The organism is Yoonia sp. (assembly GCF_042093035.1).
Classification (GTDB): domain Bacteria; phylum Pseudomonadota; class Alphaproteobacteria; order Rhodobacterales; family Rhodobacteraceae; genus Yoonia.
Genome location: NZ_JBELFI010000020.1, coordinates 1 through 21,111, shown reverse-complemented (window position 1 = coordinate 21,111; position 21,111 = coordinate 1). Strand labels below are relative to the sequence as shown.

Sequence of the window (21,111 nt, the reverse complement as noted above, 5' to 3'; positions counted from 1 at the left end):
ACTTAAAACCATCACTCCGTTCAAACGATGGGCCCGCATGGGTCACCTGAACCGGGTCCGAATTGGCTTGATGTCTTTGGCAATCTGGCTAATGCATCCCGTAATTGGTTGAGATCAACCTGTCCTTTGCCCGTGAAGTCCGGACATCGCCCTTTGATGATCGCGTCATCAGGGATAAGACGATCACACCCTAGGAAGCCAATTTCGGAGCGCTCTACCCATGACGGATATCATCTTGCTGAACGGCGGTATGGGGCAGGAACTTGTCCATCGCACCGGCGATAACCCGACCCCCCTTTGGTCCACGCAGATCATGCTGGACCATCCCGGCCTCGTAGCCGAAGTCCATCAGGACTATCGCAAAGCCGGTGCGACGCTGCACACGACAAACACCTATGCCATCCACCGTGACCGCTTGGCCCATGCAGGTATGGAGGACCAGTTTGAAACGCTCCATCGCGCGGCGCTCAAAGAGGCGCGGGAGGTCGGCGTCATCGCAGGGTCGATTGGCCCGCTCATTGCTTCCTACCGTCCTGACATTCATCCACCTCACGCCCAGGCCGTTCCGCTTTACGCTGAAGTTGCCAATCTCATCGCCCCCGAAGTTGACCTGATTATTTGCGAAACCGTCGCCTCCATCGCCATGGGAAAAGCAGTTCTGGAGGCGGCATTGCCGACCGGCAAACCTGTCTGGCTGGCCTTCACCGTAGATGACAACGATGGCAGCAAGCTGCGCTCTGGCGAAGGCGTCTCGGAGGTGTTGCAATTCACCGAGGCCGGCGCAATCCTGATTAACTGCGCAGCGCCCGAGGCGATCACAACCGCCATGGATATTCTGGCCAACGGTGATCTGCCATTCGGAGCCTATGCCAACGGGTTTACGAAAATCGCCGATGGCTTCCTCGAAGATAACCCGACGGTGGACGCGTTGACCGCACGCAAAGACCTTGATCCTGACACCTACGCCGCCTTCGCGATGCAATGGATCAACCAAGGCGCCACAATTGTCGGCGGATGCTGCGAAGTTGGCCCTGCGCATATCGCAAAAATGTCAGAGGTGATTTTGGCCGCAGGACACCGTATCGTCGCTCCATGAGCGAAATATGCACATTTGACGTCTATGTGGCGGACGGGTTTGTCCTGACTGAATTTGCGGGTGTGGTCGAAGTCCTGCGCCTCGCCAATCGGGTCAGCACAACGCCAGTATTTGCGTGGAACGTCATTTCCGCCAAAGGTGGCACCATGACGGCGAGTTGCGGCGTCAGTGTGGAAACGACAGCAATTTCAACCCGCCCGGAGGCCGCGTACCTCTTTGCCTTGGGCAACGCCGACCCGAACCAAAAGGACCTGCTGCCAAGTTCCGCTTTGGGCCATTATACCAGCAGACAAGCGCGGGTGATCCTGCTTTCGGAGACCGCAGCGCGCTATATTGCGGAAAACAACGGCACCCCGACCGGCCATACCACGCATTGGGAAAACTGGACCGTTCTGACGGAGCGTCTGGGGCTCTTTGACACCAAGGCGACATTGGCTGTCGACGGCGGTGCCATTATCACCTGCGCAGGGATGAGCTCAACCTTCGACATTGCCTTGTCGATTGCCAGCCAACATGCCTCTGCCGCCACGATGACGACAGTTGCCGATATTCTGCTGCATGAACGCGTCAGGCACTTCAATACGTTGCAACCGTTTTCGGGGCGCGAGGTAACATCAACCGGCGACCCCGCGCTGGATGCCTGCATTGCACTCATGCAAGACAACATGGAGTTCCCCCTGTCCATCAGTGAAATCGCCGACACAGCGGGGCTCTCCAAACGTTCACTGGAGCGCAAATTCAATCGCAATATGCGCACCACGCCGAACGGGTATTACCGCGGGCTGCGGTTGAACAAGGCAAACAATCTGCTGCTGAACACGGACATGCGGATCAATGAAATCGGACTGGCTTGCGGGTTTCCGAGCGGATTTACCACGATCTACCGCCAAGCCTTTGGAATGACACCGAATTCTACCCGAAAGAAAGGCCGCCCGGAATAGCGGATTTGCGCCAGAAGTGACGCATTCCCTACATACTTTTCATGTCAATTCTGGCAGCGTTCTTCCACGTTGTTCGATGTAAGGATTTTTCTTTGATGGCCACTCTTCCCAAACACGCCCGTGTCGTCGTTGTTGGTGGCGGCGTGATTGGTTGTTCGGTCGCCTATCACCTGAGCAAGCTTGGCTGGAAAGACGTCGTCCTTCTGGAGCGCAAACAATTGACCTCTGGCACCACTTGGCACGCTGCCGGTCTGATAGCGCAGCTACGCGCGACAGCCAACATGACGAAGCTCGCGAAATACAGTCAGGAACTCTACGGCAATCTCGAAGATGAAACGGGCGTCGCGACGGGCTTCAAGCGCGTTGGCTCCATTACGGTCGCGTTGACCCAAGAGCGCAAGGAAGAGATTTTTCGTCAAGCCGCCATGGCCCGCGCTTTTGGTGTCGCGGTGGAAGAAATCTCACCCCAAGAGGTCAAGGCACGTTATGAGCACCTCAATATCGATGGTGTGAAGGCAGGCGTTTTTCTACCACTGGACGGTCAAGGTGATCCGGCCAACATTGCGTTGGCACTGGCCAAAGGCGCGCGGATGAATGGCGCAGTTGTTGCCGAGCGTACAAAAGTCACCGACATCAACAAAACGGGCAGGCGCGTGACCTCCGTTGCGTGGGAAGCTGGTGGCGAGGTCGGCACCATGACCTGCGATATGATCGTGAATTGTGCGGGCATGTGGGGCCATGAGGTTGGACGCATGGCTGGCGTGAACGTGCCGCTACACGCTTGCGAACATTTCTATATCGTCACCGAAGCGATCAAGAACCTCACCCAAATGCCGGTTCTGCGCGTTCCCGACGAATGTGCATATTACAAGGAAGACGCGGGCAAGATGCTCCTGGGGGCATTTGAACCTACCGCCAAGCCATGGGCGATGAAGGGCATTCCTGAGGACTTCGAATTCGATCAACTGCCCGAAGATTTCGACCACTTTGAACCGATCCTTGAAGCCGCCGTAGACCGGCTTCCAATGTTGGCTGATGCGGGGATCCATACGTTCTTCAATGGCCCGGAAAGCTTCACACCTGATGACGCCTATCACCTGGGTCTGGCGCCTGAGATGGACAACGTCTGGGTCGCGGCTGGCTTCAACTCCATCGGCATTCAATCTGCCGGTGGCGCTGGCATGGCATTGTCGCAGTGGATGGATGCGGGCGAAAAGCCATTTGATCTGGGCGATGTTGATATCAGTCGGATGCAGCCGTTTCAGGGCAACAAAACCTATCTGTTTGAACGCTCCATGGAAACACTTGGGCTTCTTTACGCCGATCACTTCCCGTTCCGCCAGAAGGCCACAGCACGCGGTATAAGGCGCACGCCTTTCCACCGGCATATGTTGGATAACGGCGGTGTAATGGGTGAGCTGGCGGGCTGGGAGCGGGCGAATTGGTTTGCCGACGCAGGTCAGACACCGGCCTATGAATACTCTTGGAAGCGTCAAAACTTCTTTGGCAATGTCGCCCGCGAGCTCAGAGCCATCCGCACGAATGTCGGCATGTACGACATGTCCTCTTTCGGCAAAATCCGCGTGGAGGGGCGCGATGCAACGGCCTTTATGAACTATATCGGCGGCGGTGAATACGACGTGCCCGTGGGCAAGATTGTCTACACGCAATTCCTGAACTCCAAGGCCGGGATTGAGGCCGACGTCACCGTCACCCGCCTGTCTGAAACCAGCTATCTGGTTGTCACCCCCGCCGCTACACGACTGGCCGATCAGACGTGGATGCAGCGCCATCAGGGTGACTTCAACGTGGTCATCACAGATGTCACCGCTGGCGAAGCTGTGCTAGCTGTGATGGGCCCCAACAGCCGCAAATTGCTTGAAATGGTGTCACCTGCGGATTTCACCAATGCGACCAACCCGTTTGGCACCGCCCAGGAGATCGAGATCGGCATGGGGCTGGCCCGCGTTCACCGTGTGACTTACGTGGGAGAGCTGGGCTGGGAAGTCTACATGTCCTCTGACATGGCCGGACACGTGTTTGAGACGCTGCACGAAGCGGGGCAAGAGCTTGATTTGAAGCTGTGCGGAATGCACATGATGGATGCCGCCCGAATGGAAAAAGGGTTCCGTCACTTTGGCCATGACATCACGTCGGAAGATCACGTCTTGGAAGCCGGTCTCGGATTTGCTGTGAAACGCGACAAGCCCGCATTTATCGGACGTGACGCGGTGTTGCGCAAACGCGATGCGGGGCTGGAACGGCGTCTGGTGCAGTTCAAACTGACCGACCCGGAACCGCTGCTCTATCACCATGAACCTATTGTGCGGGACGCAGAGGTGGTTGGATATCTGTCATCAGGGGGCTACGGCCATCATATGGGGGCGGCGATCGGCATGGGGTATGTGCCGTGCAAGGGCGAAACTGCGGATGAAATGCTTAAAAGCAGCTATGAGATCGACGTCATGGGCACACGCGTGGCAGCAGTCGCGCAACTCAAGCCATTCTATGACCCTAAAAGCGAACGGACAAAGGCCTAGCGAAAGGTAGTTTTCGTTTGCCAATTCTGGAGTCGCCTTGCGGGAACGTCCGTGTATATTCGCTGAGACATATGATTTTAAACAACGATTTGAGTGAGATATTTCATGGCCCCTAAGAGTACCAAAAAACCCGGCGGTGGTGGAAATGACGACGGCACGCCCGATCCTGGGCTTGTGCTGATTGGAACGGATGACGATGATCGCCTCACAGGGGGCAGCGGCGACGACTTCATTCGCGGCGGCTTTGGCAATGATAAGATCAACGGCCGTGACGGGTATGACACCGCCGTTTATGACGGATCATTCGATGATTTTGCCCTACGGCTGGGCAGTCGAGGCATTTGGACAGTCACAGACCTTAATACCAGTGACGGCGACGAAGGGGTCGACAGCCTGAGCAACATTGAGCGGTTACAGTTCAATGACTACAGCTACAACCTGAGCGGCGATAATCCGGCAGTCTTCACGACGACTGATACGACGATCTACGCGACCGCAGGCGAAGAATTCAGCTTCAATTTGAACTTCTACGATGTCGACGATTCAGCCTATCTCGAAATCTATGACCGGGGCGGTAATGGCGACAAGATACAATTCGCCACGACATCCGAGACAATCGGCACAAGCGGAACGGTATCTGAGACAACGGTGTCATTCTCCCAGAACGGAAGCGCTGATGCTCTTGGCGTAGCGGATTTTTCACGCGGCTACCTTGCGCAAGGCGAAACCGAAACGCTCACGCTGACCTTCCGCGCAGGCAATTCGACTGACGGATGGACCTATCAAGATATCGACGTGGTTTTCGAAGGTGTGAACGACGCACCGACACTTGCGGCGATATCCGACGTCACCGTGATCGAAGACGCAGGCCCCGTGACGCTGGACCTGGCCCAGTTTGCTGATGACATCGACAGTGACGATACCGGCGCGTCGCTTACCTATGAGATCATTTCAGGGCCAAGCACCGTTGGGCTTTCGTTTGATGGGTCCGTCCTGACAGTCGATCCAGCATCAGGTTTTCAGCTTCTCAGCGCAGATGAATTCATCGATTACACAATCGAAGTTCAGGCAACAGATGCGCATGGCGCGACAACCCAAGTGCAGGAAATCAGCCTGCGGGTGCAGGGGGCAAATGACCCAATCACATTTTATGGCCTGCCCGATGGGAAACCTGACTACGCATTGTTGGGCGACAACCCATTTAACGGCCCGTCTTCGGGCGTGATGAATGCGCTGTTTGATGATCCAAGTTACCTGACGCTGCTCGGTTTTGATGATGGTAACGATACGTTTGTGTTGCAGGCAGACGATCTTTTGAACTTCACTGCAGACACGTTTCCGTTCTCAGTGCGCGGTACGACAAACTATGACGCACTTCCCATCGACACCCAAGCAGGTGACGACAAGGTGCTGATTGCATTGACGGGCGATGCCGTCGAATTCCAGTTCAACGATATTATCACCGGCGATGGCCGTGACGTTGTCGTCATTGACGTCCAGACCCCTTTTGGGATCGAAAGCTTTGGCAACTCCATCTCAACTGGCGCAAATGATGACCAGATCTTTCTGAATATCGATACAGCCGGTGTGATCCAGTTTGCGCTGAACGATTTTTCGACGGGGTCAGGCAATGACACGGTAAATATCGAAATCAAGACAACAAGATCGGATGGCCCCAGCGCCCTGGGCGCTTTTAAAGGGAATGACATTAATCTTGGCTCAGGTGACGACCGTCTGACCATTGATATGGAAGTCCCTAATGGTATCGATGTCGGTATCGATGGCAATATCGATGCCGGTCGCGGCGATGATATTGTCGAAATCAGCAATGCCGGATCGTCTTTGTCAGACGATGCCTTCGCGTCCTTTCGGACTTTGGGGCTTTATAGCGATATTTTCCTCGGCGACGGCGATGATGTCTTTATCTTTGACGTCACTGCCTTTGACGGTGAAGGCGCTGAGGCGAATATCTACGGCGGCAGCACATTCGGCGTGCTAGATACCGGGTTTGATACAGTCATGCTGCAAACAGGCAATATCGCTGATTTTGATGTCACCATGACCGATGTTGGCGATTGGACGATCGTCCAAGGCGGCCAGACGCTTTATCTGACGGACATTGAAAGCGTAATGGCGCTGGATGGCAGCATCAGCGATATGTTTATCACCTAATGTGATCGGCTTGCGGCACCGGGGATTACCACCGGTGCCGCGAAACTAGCTTTGCTACCTAGCGATCACCCAGCGCGCTCAAGCCTTTGAGAATATCAACCGCATAAGCCAGCTGATAATCATCCTCGCGCCGGTCTGCGGCTTCCTGCGCACGCGCGCGGTCTTCTTCGATCTGGAGGATTTCATCCTCAGACAAGCTGTCATTTTCAAGCGATCCACGCAGCCCGGCTTCCGTGCGCTGGCGACGTTCCTCCTCGGCATCCTCTTCACGGGCGCGCGGCTGTTCCACGATGATGTCAGGTGAAATTCCCAACGCCTGAATGGAGCGGCCGGACGGCGTGTAATACCGTGCCGTTGTCAACCGCATCGCCCCGTCGCCGCGCAAAGGCACAACCGTCTGAACAGAGCCTTTACCGAAGGAATTCGTCCCAACAACAATGGCGCGCCGATGATCTTGCAAAGCACCCGCGACAATCTCGGACGCAGACGCAGAGCCGCCGTTGATAAGCACGACAATCGGCTTGCCCTCTGCCAGATCGCCCGGCGTGGCATTGAACCGGTCACCATCCGCGGCAGAGCGGCCACGGGTCGATGTAATCTCGCCTTCTTCAAGGAAAGCGTCGGATACATAAACCGCCTGGCTGAGCAATCCGCCGGGATTGTTGCGCAGGTCCAGCACAAAGCCGTCGATATTGTCAAATCCACCTGCGGCTTCGACTTGCTCAACGATGCCATCACGCAGGTTCGGGAAAGTCTGTTCATTGAAAGTCGTCACACGCAAGACAACGGAATTGCCTTCGGTCCGCGTGCGCACAGCCGTCAGCTTGATTGTGTCGCGAATGATCGAGACATCAAATGGCTCCGGCGCATCTTCACGCACGATGGTGACGATGATTTCTGCACCAACGGGCCCGCGCATCAGGCGGACGGCCTCATCCAGCGTCAGTCCCAATACGCTTTCACCGTCAACAGCGGTGATGAAGTCGCCAGAAAGAATTCCGGCCGCATCCGCAGGCGTGCCATCTATCGGTGAGACGACCTTGACCCAGCCATCTTCCTGCGTCACCTCAATGCCCAAACCGCCAAATTCACCCGACGTGCTGACCCGCATCCGCTGGGCCGCCTGAGGCGAGAGATAGCTGGAGTGCGGATCAAGCGAAGTGAGCATCCCGTTGATCGCTGCTTCGATCAGTTCGCGATCATCCACTTCCTCCACATATCCGGTGCGGATTCTTTCAAAGATGTCACCGAAAAGATCCAGTTGCTCGTACACGCTCGTGTTGTCATCTGCCTCTTGCGCAAGCAACGGTCCTGCGACCTGTGTGGTCACCAGCAATCCGAGTAGAGCGCCGCCCGTTGCGGCCAAAAGCATCTTCTTCATCATTAATCCTTGTCTATTCCAGCACAAACCGCGCATTGAATGTTCCGGCAGTCTGCCCCTCTCTGTACCTAAGATAAAGGCTTTGCGCGTCACTGCCCGTGACTATCCGATCCTTTTTCGGTCAAATTCCCGTCATTGCAATGAGAGCGCAACCATTGTTCCGCAAGATCATGCCCGCCCTGCCGCCCCCTCAGCGGCGTTGCCGCCTAGGTCACGATCAGGCTTCGTCCGGTCATTTCAGGCGGCAATTCCAACCCCATCAATGCAAGGACGGTGGGTGCAAGATCAGCAAGTCGTCCGTCGCGCAGGACAACATCGGCAGGACCACCGACTAGCGCGACCGGCACCGGATTGAGGGTATGGGCCGTATGCGGCCCGCCGGTTTCGGGATCAATCATCGTTTCGCAGTTGCCATGGTCGGCGGTCACAATCATAGCACCTCCCGCCGCCTGCAATGCCGCAACCACCCTGCCAAGCCCGTGATCCACCGCCTCGCAAGCTTTGACGGCAGCGCCCAGATCACCGGTATGACCAACCATATCAGGGTTTGCATAGTTGGTGACGATCAGGTCGTAGCCTTCTTCGATGGCCTGAACAAAACGGTCTGTCACCGCGACTGAAGACATTTCCGGTTGCAGATCATAGGTGGCCACATTGGGGGATTTTGGCATGAAGCGGTCTTCGCCTGGCTCTGGCGTTTCGATGCCCCCGTTGAGGAAGAAGGTCACATGTGGGTATTTTTCCGTCTCCGCCAGACGAAACTGGCGCAACCCGTGTTTGGCAACCCAGGCGCCCAGCGTATTCTGGATGTCACGTTTCGGGAAAACAGTCTCAAACCAGGCGTCATGCCGGTCCGAATAGGTGACCATACCGAGCAACGCGGCCATCTGCGGCTGCACGCGCGCAAAGCCGTCGAATTCAGGATCAGCAATCGCCGCAAGTATTTCGCGCGCGCGATCTGAGCGGAAGTTCAGACAAAAGAGCCCGTCTTGCGCTGCAAACCCGGCATAGTCGCCAATGACAGTTGCCGGGATAAACTCATCCGTCTTGCCTGCATCGTAGGCCACATCGATCGCGGCCATTGGCGTTTCGGCGGCTGCGCCCTGCCCCAAGACCATCGCGTCATATGCCGTTTGGACCCGTTCCCAGCGGTTATCACGATCCATCGCGAAATATCGGCCAATGACTGTGCCAATCTGGACCGCCTCTGGCAATGCAGCCAACAGTTCAGCCATGAAATGCGGCGCAGACGATGGCGCAACATCGCGCCCATCCGTGATCGCATGTAAAATGACGGGCACACCCGCATCCGTCAGCGCCTTCGCCGCAGCGACGATATGATCGAGATGCCCGTGTACGCCGCCGTCGGACACGACCCCCATCAAATGCGCGGTCCCACCGCTTTGCATCATTGAGGCAATGAACTTACGCAAGGCCGCCGCCGCAAAAAACGAACCGTCTTCGATCGCCAGCTCAATCTGCCCCAAGTCCATCGCAACAACGCGGCCTGCACCGATATTGGTGTGTCCTACCTCTGAGTTCCCCATCTGGCCACCGGGCAAGCCCGCATCGCGACCATGGGTCAGAAGCTTGGCATGAGGACCTTTCATAATGGCGTCAAAGTTTGGGGTATCAGCCTGCAAAGGCGCATTGCCTTTGGGATCTTCACGCAAGCCCCATCCATCGAGAATGCATAACACAACGGGTTTCGGCACAGACATATCAGGCTCCTTCAAACTTCATTGCGTATGTAGCAACTGACAAGGCTCAGTAAAACCGCCCGCTAATCATCTTGCCCTGAAAACTCCCGCCGGAGGCTCCTAAACCCGATGATAAGGACCGCTACTCAGAATCGAAGCAGCACGGTAAAGCTGCTCGGCCAGCATCACCCGCACCAGCATATGCGGCCAGACCATCTTGCCAAAACTCAACGACGCATCAGCGCGAGCGCGCAAAGCAGGGTCAATCCCATCAGCACCACCAATCACAAAACTGACGTCCTGCCAGCCCTGATCGCGCCAGTTGCCCAAAAGTGCCGCAAAATCCGGAGAGCTCATCACCTTGCCGCGTTCATCCATCGTGCAGATCAGCGCACCATCCCGAATAGCGCGTTCCAGCATCGCGGCCTCTGCCTGCATGCCGCCGCCCTTCTTGTCCTCAACTTCGATCAGTTTCGCAGGACCAAGGGCGAGAGCCCGCCCGGTCCGGTCAAACCGGGTTAGGTAGTCATCATAAAGATCGCGCTCGGGCCCTTTGCGCAAACGGCCCACAGCGCAGATTTGCACACGCATCAGCGCGCAGCGGCCGTCCCGGGCTGCCACATCTTTTCAAGCTGATAGAATTCGCGCACTTCGGGGCGGAAAATGTGAACGATCACGTCGCCGCTGTCGATCAAGACCCAGTCACCTGTGTCCTTGCCTTCAGTTTTGCAGACCACGCCAAACTCATGCTTGACCTTCTCTGCAAGCTTTTCAGCCATCGCCACGACCTGACGGCTTGAGCGACCCGAAGCGATGACCATGTAGTCACCCATCTCCGACTTGCCGCGCAGATTGATCTGCACGATATCTTCGCCTTTATCGTCATCAAGTGATTTCAAAACAGCCGCCAAAAGGCCTTCGCTGGTTGCGGTTTGCACAGCGCTCATGGGCTGGGCTTCCGGTTTGGCTGATGTATCAGCCGATGTAGAAAGAGACAGTGCATTGTCCTCCTTAAATTACGCCGTCACGGCCCCGACGCAGGGCATACATAGAAATTAGCAACGCTGGCAGTGTTTTTCAACAATCGGGTGGGCGTGATCGGGCCATGTCGCGGAAAAGCGGCAAGGATGCAAGGGGCGCTCGTCGCGCTGTGGTAAATCAGCTACTGTCTGGGATCGATAAATGCTTTGCCGTCGGGTTTTGCCAGAACCCCCGCAAGCGCATCCATCGCCTTTGACAGCGGCACGATCCCAGCCACATCCGTCACCCATTTTTGCGTTACGAACCGATCCTGGATCGTCACAAAGGCCTGCGGAATCCGTGCCGGATCGACCTCCTTCATCCAGCGGCTCAACCAGAAGCCTTCAATCCGTTTGTTTTGAAAGATCAACTGCGCCAATTGCCCCAATGCGGGCGCATCGGCCGAAAGTTTCCCGTAATTTACCCAGCGCGCATTGTTTGGCATCGCAAAAAACATGTCAGCCGTGAACTGATCGCCAACAGCATCGAGCAATACTCGCGGTTTCAGCGCCTTCATCATTGGACGCACCAAAGCCATTGCATCGGGTTCGGTCGATACGATCACCTCTGCGGCGCCTAATGTCTTCAGAACTGCGGTCTGTTCAGACCGCCTGACAACGGCGATCGGTTTGATGCCCTCATCACGCCCCAAGGCAATCAGCAACTTGCCCAATTGCGACCCGGCGGCGTTCAAGATGAAACTTTCCGCGCCGCTGTCTTTCACCAGATCGATCATTGCGATCGCAGTCAGAGGGTTCACAAGCTGGCCTGCCGCATCAACGTCCGACAGATCGGGGCGGCATGGCACAAGGTTGCTGGCATCCGCCAGCGCATATTCTGCCCACGCCCCGGAGCCGCTGGCGAAAAAGCTGACCCGTTGTCCAACGAGCGGGGTATCCCCGGAAACCACTTCGCCCACGCCTTCAAATCCGGCGGGAGAACCAAGAACACGCGGCTGGCCATATTCACCTTTGATAAAGTGGATGTCCGATGGGTTCACGGCCGCCATATCCACTTTGACAAGCGCTTGGCCCTTGGCAGGCGCTGGAATGACAACCTGTCGGTAGGCCAGAAAGGGTGACAGGTCCGAAATGTCAGGCCCTGTCTGAGTGCCCGCGTATCCTTCGTGCAATTGCACAAGCGCGTTCATTTTTTCGGTCATGTGAACCTACAAATCAAAGATAGCAAAAACAGGCGCGTGATCGCTGGGCCTTTCCCAGCCTCGCGCGTCACGCACAACACGCGATCCGTGGGCGGCATTCTTGATGTCGGGCGTCGCCCAGATGTGATCGAGCCTGCGCCCTTTGTCAGCCGCATCCCAATCCTTTGCGCGGTAGGACCACCAGCTGTAAAGCAGACCGTCGGGAATGTCGGCGCGGGTCACATCGGACCAACCGCCTGCATCCATCACTTCGGCAAAATGTTCCACCTCGATCGGGGTGTGACTGACGACCTTCAGCAATTTCTTGTGATCCCAAACGTCGTCTTCGCGCGGGGCGATGTTCAGATCCCCAACCAAGATCGCCCTTGTTGGTTTGCGCGCATGAAACGCATCACGCATGTCGGTCAGATAATCGAGCTTTTGCCCGAATTTCTCGTTCACGGCGCGGTCTGCAACGTCGCCACCCGCAGGAACGTAGTGGTTGTGGATTGTCACGCCGTTCTCAAGCATGCCTGCAATGTGGCGGGCATGACCAAGGTTGGCAAAATCTTCAGCACCGGCTTCCACCATCGGGATTTTCGAGAGAATCGCGACGCCGTTGTATCCCTTCTGGCCGCGCGCAACCATGTGCGTGTAGCCCAGCGCCTGAAACTGCGCCAACGGGATTTTGTCCACCGGGCTTTTGCATTCCTGTAAGCAAAGCACGTCCGGCGCCTCGTCCCGCATCAGTCGCGCGACGATGTCTTCGCGCAATCGGACCGAATTGATGTTCCACGTGGCAAGGCTAAAGGGCATTAGATGGACCTCAGGTCATAGGACGCGTCGAGCAAGGTTGATGTGGGCCGCATATAGCCAATGACAAAGCCGCGGCGGCTTTCAATGGCAGGGTTCAAACGCAAGACCGCCTCCGGGTGTTTGGGGTCCAGCAGGCCAAGCCGGACCAAAAGCGCGGCTATCACACAGTTTTGCGCACTATTGGTGCCGTCCATCACCTTGAGCGCAATGCTGATCCGTTTTTCGGGAACAATCGCGACAAACAACCCATCAGCGCCGGTCTTGATCGTAACCTTGTGGTCCATGGCGCGCATCAGCCCTGTGCATGTCCGACCTTCACCAGCGACAAATTCCGGGTGCGCAGCCATCGCGCGGGTCAGACGCGCGGCGGCTTTGCTACGTGTGTCATTGCGGTCGTGCGCGGTGGCAAAAAACGACATGGCCCGACCCAAGCCATGCAATGTGCAGGCATGGTTGGGTGCCGAGCATCCGTCGATCCCGTAGAACGGGCTGGTTTCGCCTGTGACCTCCTCGCAGGCGGCTTTCAGCGCTTTCTGGACCGGGTGATCGATCAATTCATAATCCGCGTCCGCGTTCAGATATTGTGACAATGTCAGAAAGCCCGCGTGTTTGCCGGAGCATTCATTGTGGATTTGGCACGGCTGTTCAAAGGCACGGATCAACGCATAGCGCGCCTCTTTGTCCATCGGCATGGCGGGGCCGCAACGAAACGCATCGTCATCAAACCCCAGATCCTTGAGCCAGCGACCAACGAGGTCAGTGTGAATTGCCGCCGCATTATGAGAAGATGCGGCAATGGCGAGATGTTGGTCGGACAGCCGATCTGCGGCCCCACTTTCGACCAAAGGCAGGGCCTGAACCATCTTGCAGGACGAACGCGGGTAGATCAGCGTCTCCGGATCGCCCCAGCTTTCGATGATTTCGCCCGCACCGTCGCACACAATTGCGTGACCTTGATGCACGTTCTCGCGCAGCGCGCCGCGCCAAACCTCGACCAGATCAACAGGTTTCGTCATTGTCTCGCCCTTATGCGATCTCAAACTGGGGCGCGGATTTGCGCCTGAGCCCGCGTTTGGGGGCTTTCCCCCATGGGCTGTTTTTTGTTAGATGTCATCGTATCGCGTAGAACACACCCTCGCCAGCCGAAAAGGTGCCGCCAGATGCATCATTGGCCGTGAGAGGGTTCCAGAGGCAAGGACAGCTTGGAGGCTGTGACATGATTTTGAATATTTCCCGTATTATCGGCGTCGCCACCACATTGGGTTTGGCGTCTGCTGCAATGGCACAAGAAGACAGCAGCAATCGCGTTTCTGCCAACACCGATTGGAGCGTCTTTGTTGAAAGCAACCCGACTGAATGCTGGGCAGTTTCTGCCCCGAAAGAGACTGTGAACACCCGTGACGGCAATGTCGTTGATGTGCGGCGCGGTGATATTCGCCTCATCGTCTTTTATCGCCCATCCGAGAATGTCGCCGGTCAGGTCATGTTCACAGGTGGTTATCCGTTTGCGACTGATTCGACGGTTACCGTGCAGATCGGCAGCGATACCTATCAAATGTTCACCAGCAATGAGACCGCATGGCCCGCAACACCTGAGGATGATGCCCGCTTTGTCACGGCAATGAAGCGCGGTGCAAACGCTGTGCTGACGGCCCGTTCCGGCCGCGGGACACAAACGCAAGATACGTTCAGCCTGCTCGGCTTCACCGCAGCTGTTGATGAGGCGGCACGCCGCTGCGCGGGCTAATCAAATTTCCCGAAATTTGATTTTGCCTCCGGCGGGGATATTTTTGCTCCAAAGAAGCAGGGGCGGCATTCTTGTGAGTGCCGCCTCTTTCTCTTATACGGCCCGCAACCCTTGATTTGAGAGACATGCCATGGATGCCACGGCCCCGATCACGCAAGACATGCTGACCATCCCGCGCAAAGCCCCAGACGGCTTGCCAAACCTGATTGGTTTGACCCGTCCAGCAATGCGCGATGCGTTGATCGCGATTGGCACACCTGAGAAGCAGGCCAAGATGCGTGTTGGTCAGATCTGGCAGTGGATTTATCATTGGGGTGTCCGCGATTTTGACCTGATGACGAACCTCTCCAAGGACTATCGCGCCAGGCTTACTGAGAATTTTGTCATTTCTTTGCCGGAGGTCGTGACCCGCCAAGTCTCGGAAGATGGCACGCGCAAGTATCTCGTCCGCATATCCGGTGGGCATGAGGTGGAAGTCGTCTATATCCCCGAGACTGATCGCGGCACGCTTTGCATTTCCAGTCAGGTCGGCTGCACGTTGACCTGTTCGTTTTGCCATACTGGCACACAAAAGCTGGTTCGTAATCTGACCGCCGCTGAAGTGGTTGGTCAGGTCATGGTTGCCCGTGATGATCTGGGTGAGTGGCCCGAACAGGGCGCACCCAAGAACGAAACCCGCCTGCTGTCCAACATCGTTCTGATGGGCATGGGTGAGCCGCTTTATAATTTCGAGAACGTCCGTGATGCGATGAAGATCGCGATGGACCCCGAAGGGATTTCCCTGTCCCGTCGCCGGATTACCCTGTCGACATCGGGCGTTGTGCCTGAGATCGCGCGCACCGCGCAAGAAATCGGCTGTCAGTTGGCAATTTCCTTTCATGCCACAACAGATGACGTGCGCGACAAGCTGGTCCCGATCAACAAGCGCTGGCCACTGGCCGATTTGCTTGATGCATTGCGCGACTATCCCAAAGTATCGAACTCTGAGCGGATCACCTTTGAGTATGTCATGCTTGACGGTGTGAATGACAGCGATGAAGACGCCCGCCGTTTGATCAAGCTCATTGATGGCATTCCCGCCAAGATCAACTTGATCCCATTCAATGAATGGCCCGGCGCACCTTATACGCGGTCGTCCAACAACCGTATCCGCAAGTTCGCCGATATCATTTATAAGGCGGGTTATGCGTCCCCGATCCGCACACCGCGTGGTGAGGACATCATGGCCGCCTGCGGGCAGTTGAAGTCCGCGACAGAGCGTGCGCGCAAATCGAAAAAACAGATTGCGCAAGACGCAGGGCTTTAACGCCCCGGGATTTTCCCGCGCTTTTCGCCTTTGCCCGCCCAATTTTCCATCGCGGCAAGCGCCTCTTCTGCTGTATCAACAAAGCGGAAGAGCTTCAGATCATCCGCAGAAATCGTGCCGGCATCCGCCAGCGCGTCCCAATTGATGATCTTTTCCCAAAACGCGCGCCCAAAAAGCAGGAATGGCACCTGCTCCATCCGCCCTGTCTGGATGAGTGTAAGCGCCTCGAACATCTCATCCAGCGTGCCGAACCCGCCGGGGAAAATGCAAACGGCGGAGGCCCGCATCAGAAAATGCATCTTGCGGATCGCGAAATAGTGAAAGTTGAAGCACAACTCCGGCGTCACATAGGCGTTGGGGGCTTGTTCATGCGGCAATACGATATTGAGGCCGATTGACCGCCCGCCTGCTTCCATCGCACCACGGTTGCCTGCTTCCATCACTCCCGGGCCGCCGCCGGTCACGATCACGTTGTCTGCACCGCCCGTTTCCAAAGACCGTTCCGTTATCATTTTGGCAAAGCGCCGCGCCTCGTCGTAATGGGCGGACAATTCGGCGAGTGTTTGTGTGCGCGCCGTGTCTTTCTTGGCAGGTTCAGGAATGCGCGCGCCGCCGAAAAGGACGATGGTGGAATTGACACCTGCTTCATTCATCAGCATTTCGGGCTTGAGCAATTCAAGCTGCAACCGGACCGGGCGTAATTCTTCGCGGCACATGAAATCATCATCAGCGAAGGCCAGCGCGTAGGACGGCGCGCGCGTTTGTGGCGTGTCGGGGACGCCTTTGACTTCTTCGCGGTCTTGGGTGCTGTCGCGCAATGGATGGCGGCGGTGGTGGTCTTTCATGGCGTCAAAATCCTTCTCAACAGGCACCCAGTTTGCCCGCCACAGCCAAAGATGCAATTGCCAATCACGCCTTTGTTTCTTATGGCAGGGCCAAGACAGCGAAAGGACACTGCCATGACCACGAACACTGCCGCCCTGGAAACCGCAATTGAAGCCGCATGGGACGCGCGTGACACAATCACGAGCGCCACCACCGGCGAAACCCGTGAAGCGATCGAGGACACGCTGAACGCCCTTGATAGCGGCAAGCTGCGCGTAGCCGAAAAGCAGGACGATGGCAGCTGGCATGTCAACCAATGGGCCAAGAAAGCCGTGTTGTTGGGCTTCCGCATTAAGGACATGGAACCGCATGAAGGCGGCCCCCAAGGTGGTGGCTGGTGGGATAAGGTCGACAGCAAGTTCAAGGGCTGGGGTGCCGCGCAATGGCAAGCCGCCGGTTTCCGCGCCGTTCCAAGCTGCGTTGTCCGCAAATCCGCCTATATCGCCCCCGGCGTTGTGCTGATGCCGTCATTCGTGAACCTTGGCGCCCATGTCGACGAAGGCACGATGGTCGATACTTGGGCTACGGTTGGCTCATGTGCGCAGATCGGCAAGAACGTCCACTTGTCCGGTGGCGTTGGCATTGGCGGGGTGTTGGAGCCAATGCAGGCCGGCCCGACAATCATCGAGGATAACTGCTTTATCGGTGCGCGTTCAGAAGTCGTCGAAGGCTGTATCGTCCGCGAGGGGTCCGTGCTTGGCATGGGTGTTTTCATTGGCCAGTCCACCAAGATCGTCGATCGTGAGACCGGCGAAGTCATGTATGGCGAAGTCCCGGCCTATTCCGTCGTTGTCGCAGGTTCGATGCCATCAAAGAACAACGTCAGCCTTTATTGCGCAGTCATCGTCAAGCGCGTGGATGAGCGGACACGTTCGAAGACCGGCATCAACGAATTGCTGCGCGACTAAGGTGATCCTGAGCCGCATATTGGCGCGCAAACGCATTGCAGCCGGGGTTCGTCCCTCGTTCAAAGCCGCTTGGGCACCAGTTGCATTTGATACTGTTGTAATCGGTATCGTCCTCTTTTTCCTATGGGGCCCGATCACGACCTTCATCTACGTGATGGAGTTTTCACTGCCGCTGACCATCGTGGCGTTGATGGTGGTCATCTATGCCCCGTTGCAGGTCGTCGTCATCATCGCCACGATCTGGGCCATAAAGTCGCGCTGGGAAGAGAAAGAAACATCATGACCAAGAAAGAAAGCCGCCAACAGGTCTATACGCTCTTGGTTGAGGTCGGGCGCAATGCCGGTGACGGACTGCCAAAGGAGGCCACTGGTGCCGCTCTGATGTGCTACGCCAGCGGTGTCGATGAAGCGGAGGCTGTGCGTGAAACGGTTGCAATCCTCAAGCAAGCCGATCTCGCGCCATTAGATGTCTCCGGTTACGGCACCCTGGATGAACGGCTGGCAGAGGGCCATGATATTCCCAAAGATGAGATTTATCTGATGGAGAGGGCCTTGGCTGAAAACAGTGTCATCGTCGCGCAAATGACGCCATTTTTTGATAAGATCGACTAGTCGGCAGAGGTGTTGATGGACATGATCCTTCAAAGCGCACTGCCTGATGACCAATGTGGTGCCCCGCGTTTGCCCGGAACAATGCCCTGCCCGCCTGAAGGGTGGCTGCATGTGGATGACGCCTACGCCGCGCAGATGGCTTATCGCGAAACACTACTGACTGAAAAGACGCAGGCGGTTCTTTTTGACGAAGCCCGACCAGCAAGCATTGAAGTGCTGGAGGAGGCGCTGAAACTGCTGCCCGTACTGGAGTTTGAGATATCAACAAAAGCCGTCACTTGCCCGGATCGTCGCCGTGTTTCCATCGATTGGGATGCCCCGCTCAGGACACTGGGCCATTTAGTGCAAGAGGATATTTGCATCCTCGAAAAGCAAGGCGATGAACATGTCCTCACGGCGGCGGTACTTTGCTTTCCGGCCAATTGGCGTCTTGCAGAGAAGGTGAACCGCCCGCTTATCGGCATCCACGCGCCCGTGCCAGACTATGACAAAAATATTGCCCGGCGGGTGCAGCGCTTGTTTGATGGTGTGCAAGTCGGACGCCCATTATGGCGGTTCAACAAGCTGCACTATGCCGATGCCGATTTGCATCAACCGCAAAGACATCGCATCACCGAAGACATGCAGTTCGTCAGGTCAGAACGCCAATGTATTCTGCGCCTGCCCGAAACCGATGCCGTTGTGTTCTCAATCCATACCTACGTGGTGCGTCGGGACTAATTGCACTCAGCCGTCCTTCCCGATAGCCATAGCGCAAAGGAGTTCGCGCATGTCCCCCATAGATCCCGTCGCCCTGACCGCAGACCTGGTTCGCTGCCCTTCTGTTACACCTGCCGAAGGTGGCGCGTTGGTGCTACTGGAGGACGTGTTGACCCAAGGCGGCTTCACCTGCACCCGCGTTGATCGTGGTGGGATAAGCAACCTCTATGCGCGTTGGGGGCGAAAAGGCGCGAACCGGACGTTTGGGTTTAACGGGCATACTGATGTCGTGCCTTTGGGCGATGAGGCCGCGTGGACGATGCCGCCATTCGGGGCTGAAATCAAAGATGGCTATCTTTATGGGCGCGGGTCAACGGATATGAAATCTGGCGTCGCGGCATTTGCAGCGGCTGCGATTGATTTTGTGAACGAAACCCCCCCCGACGGCGCAGTTGTTCTGGCGATCACAGGTGATGAAGAAGGTGACGCCCTCGACGGCACCGCTGCCCTATTGGACTGGATGGCCGCAAACAATGAAGCCATGTCCGTGTGCCTGGTGGGCGAACCAACCAGCCTCAACGTAATGGGCGAGGCGATAAAGATCGGGCGGCGTGGCTCGATGACCGCATTCTTTACGATCACAGGTGTGCAGGGCCATGCGGCTTATCCGCAGCAGGCCAAAAATCCGATGCCCGCGATGGCGCGCCTGATGGATGTGCTGTCCAGCCGCGTTCTGGATCAAGGGACCGATCATTTTGATCCCTCCTCAGTGCAGGTGTTGACAATCGACACCGGAAACCCCGCGACCAATGTGATCCCTGCGCAGACCAAGGCGTGCGTCAACATTCGCTTCAATGACACCCATGGCAGTGCAGGCCTGACCGCGTGGATGCAAGATGAGGCCGACAAGATCGCTGCCGATTTCGGCCTGCGCATCGAAATGCGCGTCAGAGTCACCGGGGAAAGCTTTGTCACCCCTCCCGGTGCCCTGTCAGAGCTTGTCGGCAAAGTTGTCGAGGCCGAAACCGGTCGCAAGCCGAAGCTTTCAACCTCTGGCGGGACTTCGGACGCGCGGTTTGTGAAATCGCACTGCCCTGTCGTCGAATTCGGCTTGGTTGGCAAAACGATGCATCAGGTGGATGAGTGTGTTTCTGTAGAGCAGATCGGACAACTCAAAACGATCTACAAGAGGATCCTGACGGATTACTTCGCATGATTTGTGTTGTCTTAGATTATGCGCCCTGCCTCAAAGTGAGGCGGCAGGTATTCATCGAAGAGCAGGGCATCGCAGAGATCGATGAGGTTGACGGCCGTGACCCGCAAGCCGTCCATCTGCTTGCGACGGACGCTGGACGTCCTATTGGTGCTGCGCGCATTTTGATTGACGGCAAGATCGGCAAGATCGGGCGGATTTGTGTTTTGTCAGAAAAACGGGGCACCGGACTAGGCGCGAATTTGGTCGAGGCAGCGGTGGACTACCTGCGGCAGCAAGGCAACGTCACTCAAGCAAAACTCGGTTCACAGGACCATGCGATTGGTTTCTACGCACGCCTCGGATTTCATCCTATTGGGCCTATCTACCAAGATGCAGGCATCCCGCATCAGGACATGATCCGAGACTTGTGATGACGCCCGCGAAATGCCGTGCTAGGGCGGGGACATGACACGTATTCCTTCCAAATCAGAGATCCTCACCTGGATTTCAGAGCATCCCACCAAAGCCGCAAAACGCGATATCGCGAAGGCCTTTGGCATCAAAGGGGCCGCCCGCATTGATCTCAAACGGCTGCTCAAGGAGCTAGAGGAAGACGGCAAGCTCACCAAGCGTCGCAGCTCCTACCGTGACGCCGAAGAATTGCCGCCGGTTGCGGTTTTGGAGATCGTTGGCCCCGATAGTGACGGCGACCTCTTTGCGCGACCCTTGGAATGGAAAGGGAGCGGCGCTGAGCCACGTATCCTGATGATGCTGCGCGCATCCGACCCTGCATTGGGTGTTGGGGACCGTATTCTAGGGCGCCTGACCGTCGACAAAACTGAAGAGCATTCGCACACAGCCCGCATGATACGCCGGATCGGCACCAATCCGCAGCGCATCCTGGGTGTTTTCCGTGCAGCCTCTGAGGGTGGCCGCGTGCTGCCCATTGATA

Annotated in this window: 20 protein-coding genes and 1 pseudogene; 13 read left to right on the top strand and 8 right to left on the bottom strand. The window is 56.6% G+C overall.

Going from position 1 to position 21,111, the window contains the following annotated elements:
• Positions 1-220: 220 nt before the first annotated feature.
• The 4 genes from ACFDSS_RS04865 (at position 221) to ACFDSS_RS04850 (ending at position 6,749) form a co-directional block, all read left to right on the top strand.
• A complete protein-coding gene (locus ACFDSS_RS04865; protein ID WP_375254638.1) occupies positions 221-1,096 on the top strand; it encodes a homocysteine S-methyltransferase family protein in 876 nt (291 codons plus the stop codon).
• A complete protein-coding gene (locus ACFDSS_RS04860) occupies positions 1,093-2,037 on the top strand; it encodes a GlxA family transcriptional regulator (RefSeq protein ID WP_375254637.1) in 945 nt (314 codons plus the stop codon). The genes ACFDSS_RS04865 and ACFDSS_RS04860 overlap by 4 nt, the downstream gene beginning before the upstream one ends.
• A gap of 95 nt (positions 2,038-2,132) precedes the next feature.
• The gene (locus ACFDSS_RS04855; RefSeq protein WP_375254636.1) at positions 2,133-4,577 is read left to right on the top strand and encodes an FAD-dependent oxidoreductase; all 2,445 of its coding nucleotides are present in this window, start codon (positions 2,133-2,135) and stop codon (positions 4,575-4,577) included.
• A gap of 105 nt (positions 4,578-4,682) precedes the next feature.
• The gene (locus ACFDSS_RS04850) at positions 4,683-6,749 is read left to right on the top strand and encodes a VCBS domain-containing protein (protein WP_375254635.1); all 2,067 of its coding nucleotides are present in this window, start codon (positions 4,683-4,685) and stop codon (positions 6,747-6,749) included.
• A 58-nt stretch (positions 6,750-6,807) separates the two neighbouring features.
• Here ACFDSS_RS04850 and ACFDSS_RS04845 read toward each other — a convergent pair whose 3' ends face one another.
• From ACFDSS_RS04845 to ACFDSS_RS04815, 7 genes are all read right to left on the bottom strand, one after another.
• Positions 6,808-8,130: a S41 family peptidase gene (locus ACFDSS_RS04845; RefSeq protein WP_375254634.1), complete on the bottom strand. Its 1,323-nt coding sequence runs from the start codon at positions 8,128-8,130 to the stop codon at positions 6,808-6,810.
• A gap of 206 nt (positions 8,131-8,336) precedes the next feature.
• Entirely contained in the window at positions 8,337-9,851 is a 1,515-nt protein-coding gene (gene gpmI / locus ACFDSS_RS04840; protein WP_375254633.1) for a 2,3-bisphosphoglycerate-independent phosphoglycerate mutase, read from the bottom strand.
• A 99-nt stretch (positions 9,852-9,950) separates the two neighbouring features.
• Positions 9,951-10,421, bottom strand: a complete 471-nt coding sequence (gene rlmH / locus ACFDSS_RS04835; protein ID WP_375254648.1) for a 23S rRNA (pseudouridine(1915)-N(3))-methyltransferase RlmH — start codon at positions 10,419-10,421, stop codon at positions 9,951-9,953.
• Positions 10,421-10,777, bottom strand: a complete 357-nt coding sequence (gene rsfS / locus ACFDSS_RS04830) for a ribosome silencing factor (protein ID WP_375254632.1) — start codon at positions 10,775-10,777, stop codon at positions 10,421-10,423. The genes rlmH and rsfS overlap by 1 nt, the downstream gene beginning before the upstream one ends.
• A gap of 215 nt (positions 10,778-10,992) precedes the next feature.
• On the bottom strand, positions 10,993-12,012 hold the full coding sequence (locus ACFDSS_RS04825) for an alcohol dehydrogenase catalytic domain-containing protein (protein ID WP_375254631.1): 1,020 nt from the start codon (positions 12,010-12,012) through the stop codon (positions 10,993-10,995).
• Positions 12,013-12,018: 6 nt separating this feature from the next.
• On the bottom strand, positions 12,019-12,807 hold the full coding sequence (locus ACFDSS_RS04820; RefSeq protein WP_375254630.1) for an exodeoxyribonuclease III: 789 nt from the start codon (positions 12,805-12,807) through the stop codon (positions 12,019-12,021).
• Positions 12,807-13,823, bottom strand: coding sequence for an asparaginase (locus ACFDSS_RS04815; RefSeq protein WP_375254629.1), 1,017 nt, complete (start codon positions 13,821-13,823; stop codon positions 12,807-12,809). The genes ACFDSS_RS04820 and ACFDSS_RS04815 overlap by 1 nt, the downstream gene beginning before the upstream one ends.
• Positions 13,824-14,023: 200 nt before the next feature.
• Here ACFDSS_RS04815 and ACFDSS_RS04810 point away from each other — a divergent pair, with 200 nt between their 5' ends.
• Together ACFDSS_RS04810 and rlmN are read left to right on the top strand one after the other, a co-directional pair.
• A complete protein-coding gene (locus ACFDSS_RS04810) occupies positions 14,024-14,554 on the top strand; it encodes an invasion associated locus B family protein (RefSeq protein ID WP_375254628.1) in 531 nt (176 codons plus the stop codon).
• 130 nt (positions 14,555-14,684) lie between these two features.
• Positions 14,685-15,860 (top strand): 23S rRNA (adenine(2503)-C(2))-methyltransferase RlmN, encoded by a 1,176-nt coding sequence (rlmN, locus tag ACFDSS_RS04805; RefSeq protein WP_375254627.1) that lies wholly within the window; start codon positions 14,685-14,687, stop codon positions 15,858-15,860.
• On the opposite strand, the gene ACFDSS_RS04800 is transcribed toward rlmN, so the two are convergent.
• On the bottom strand, positions 15,857-16,705 hold the full coding sequence (locus ACFDSS_RS04800; RefSeq protein WP_375254626.1) for a TIGR00730 family Rossman fold protein: 849 nt from the start codon (positions 16,703-16,705) through the stop codon (positions 15,857-15,859). The two genes, rlmN and ACFDSS_RS04800, sit on opposite strands and share 4 nt — an antisense overlap.
• Before the next feature lie 114 nt (positions 16,706-16,819).
• Here ACFDSS_RS04800 and dapD point away from each other — a divergent pair, with 114 nt between their 5' ends.
• The 7 genes and pseudogenes from dapD to ACFDSS_RS04765 all read left to right on the top strand — a co-directional run.
• Entirely contained in the window at positions 16,820-17,653 is an 834-nt protein-coding gene (dapD, locus tag ACFDSS_RS04795; RefSeq protein WP_375254625.1) for a 2,3,4,5-tetrahydropyridine-2,6-dicarboxylate N-succinyltransferase, read from the top strand.
• A 19-nt stretch (positions 17,654-17,672) separates the two neighbouring features.
• The gene (locus ACFDSS_RS04790) at positions 17,673-17,936 is read left to right on the top strand and encodes a hypothetical protein (RefSeq protein WP_375254624.1); all 264 of its coding nucleotides are present in this window, start codon (positions 17,673-17,675) and stop codon (positions 17,934-17,936) included.
• Complete coding sequence (locus tag ACFDSS_RS04785) at positions 17,933-18,265, top strand: hypothetical protein (RefSeq protein WP_375254623.1); 333 nt, start codon at positions 17,933-17,935, stop codon at positions 18,263-18,265. Before ACFDSS_RS04790 ends, ACFDSS_RS04785 begins: the two co-directional genes overlap by 4 nt.
• A gap of 15 nt (positions 18,266-18,280) precedes the next feature.
• Entirely contained in the window at positions 18,281-18,985 is a 705-nt protein-coding gene (locus ACFDSS_RS04780; RefSeq protein ID WP_375254622.1) for a DUF3445 domain-containing protein, read from the top strand.
• A 49-nt stretch (positions 18,986-19,034) separates the two neighbouring features.
• Positions 19,035-20,180, top strand: a complete 1,146-nt coding sequence (dapE, locus tag ACFDSS_RS04775; protein WP_375254621.1) for a succinyl-diaminopimelate desuccinylase — start codon at positions 19,035-19,037, stop codon at positions 20,178-20,180.
• Positions 20,177-20,590, top strand: coding sequence for a GNAT family N-acetyltransferase (locus ACFDSS_RS04770; protein WP_375254620.1), 414 nt, complete (start codon positions 20,177-20,179; stop codon positions 20,588-20,590). The genes dapE and ACFDSS_RS04770 overlap by 4 nt, the downstream gene beginning before the upstream one ends.
• A 34-nt stretch (positions 20,591-20,624) precedes the next feature.
• Positions 20,625-21,111: pseudogene (locus ACFDSS_RS04765) on the top strand (ribonuclease R); the annotation flags it as partial.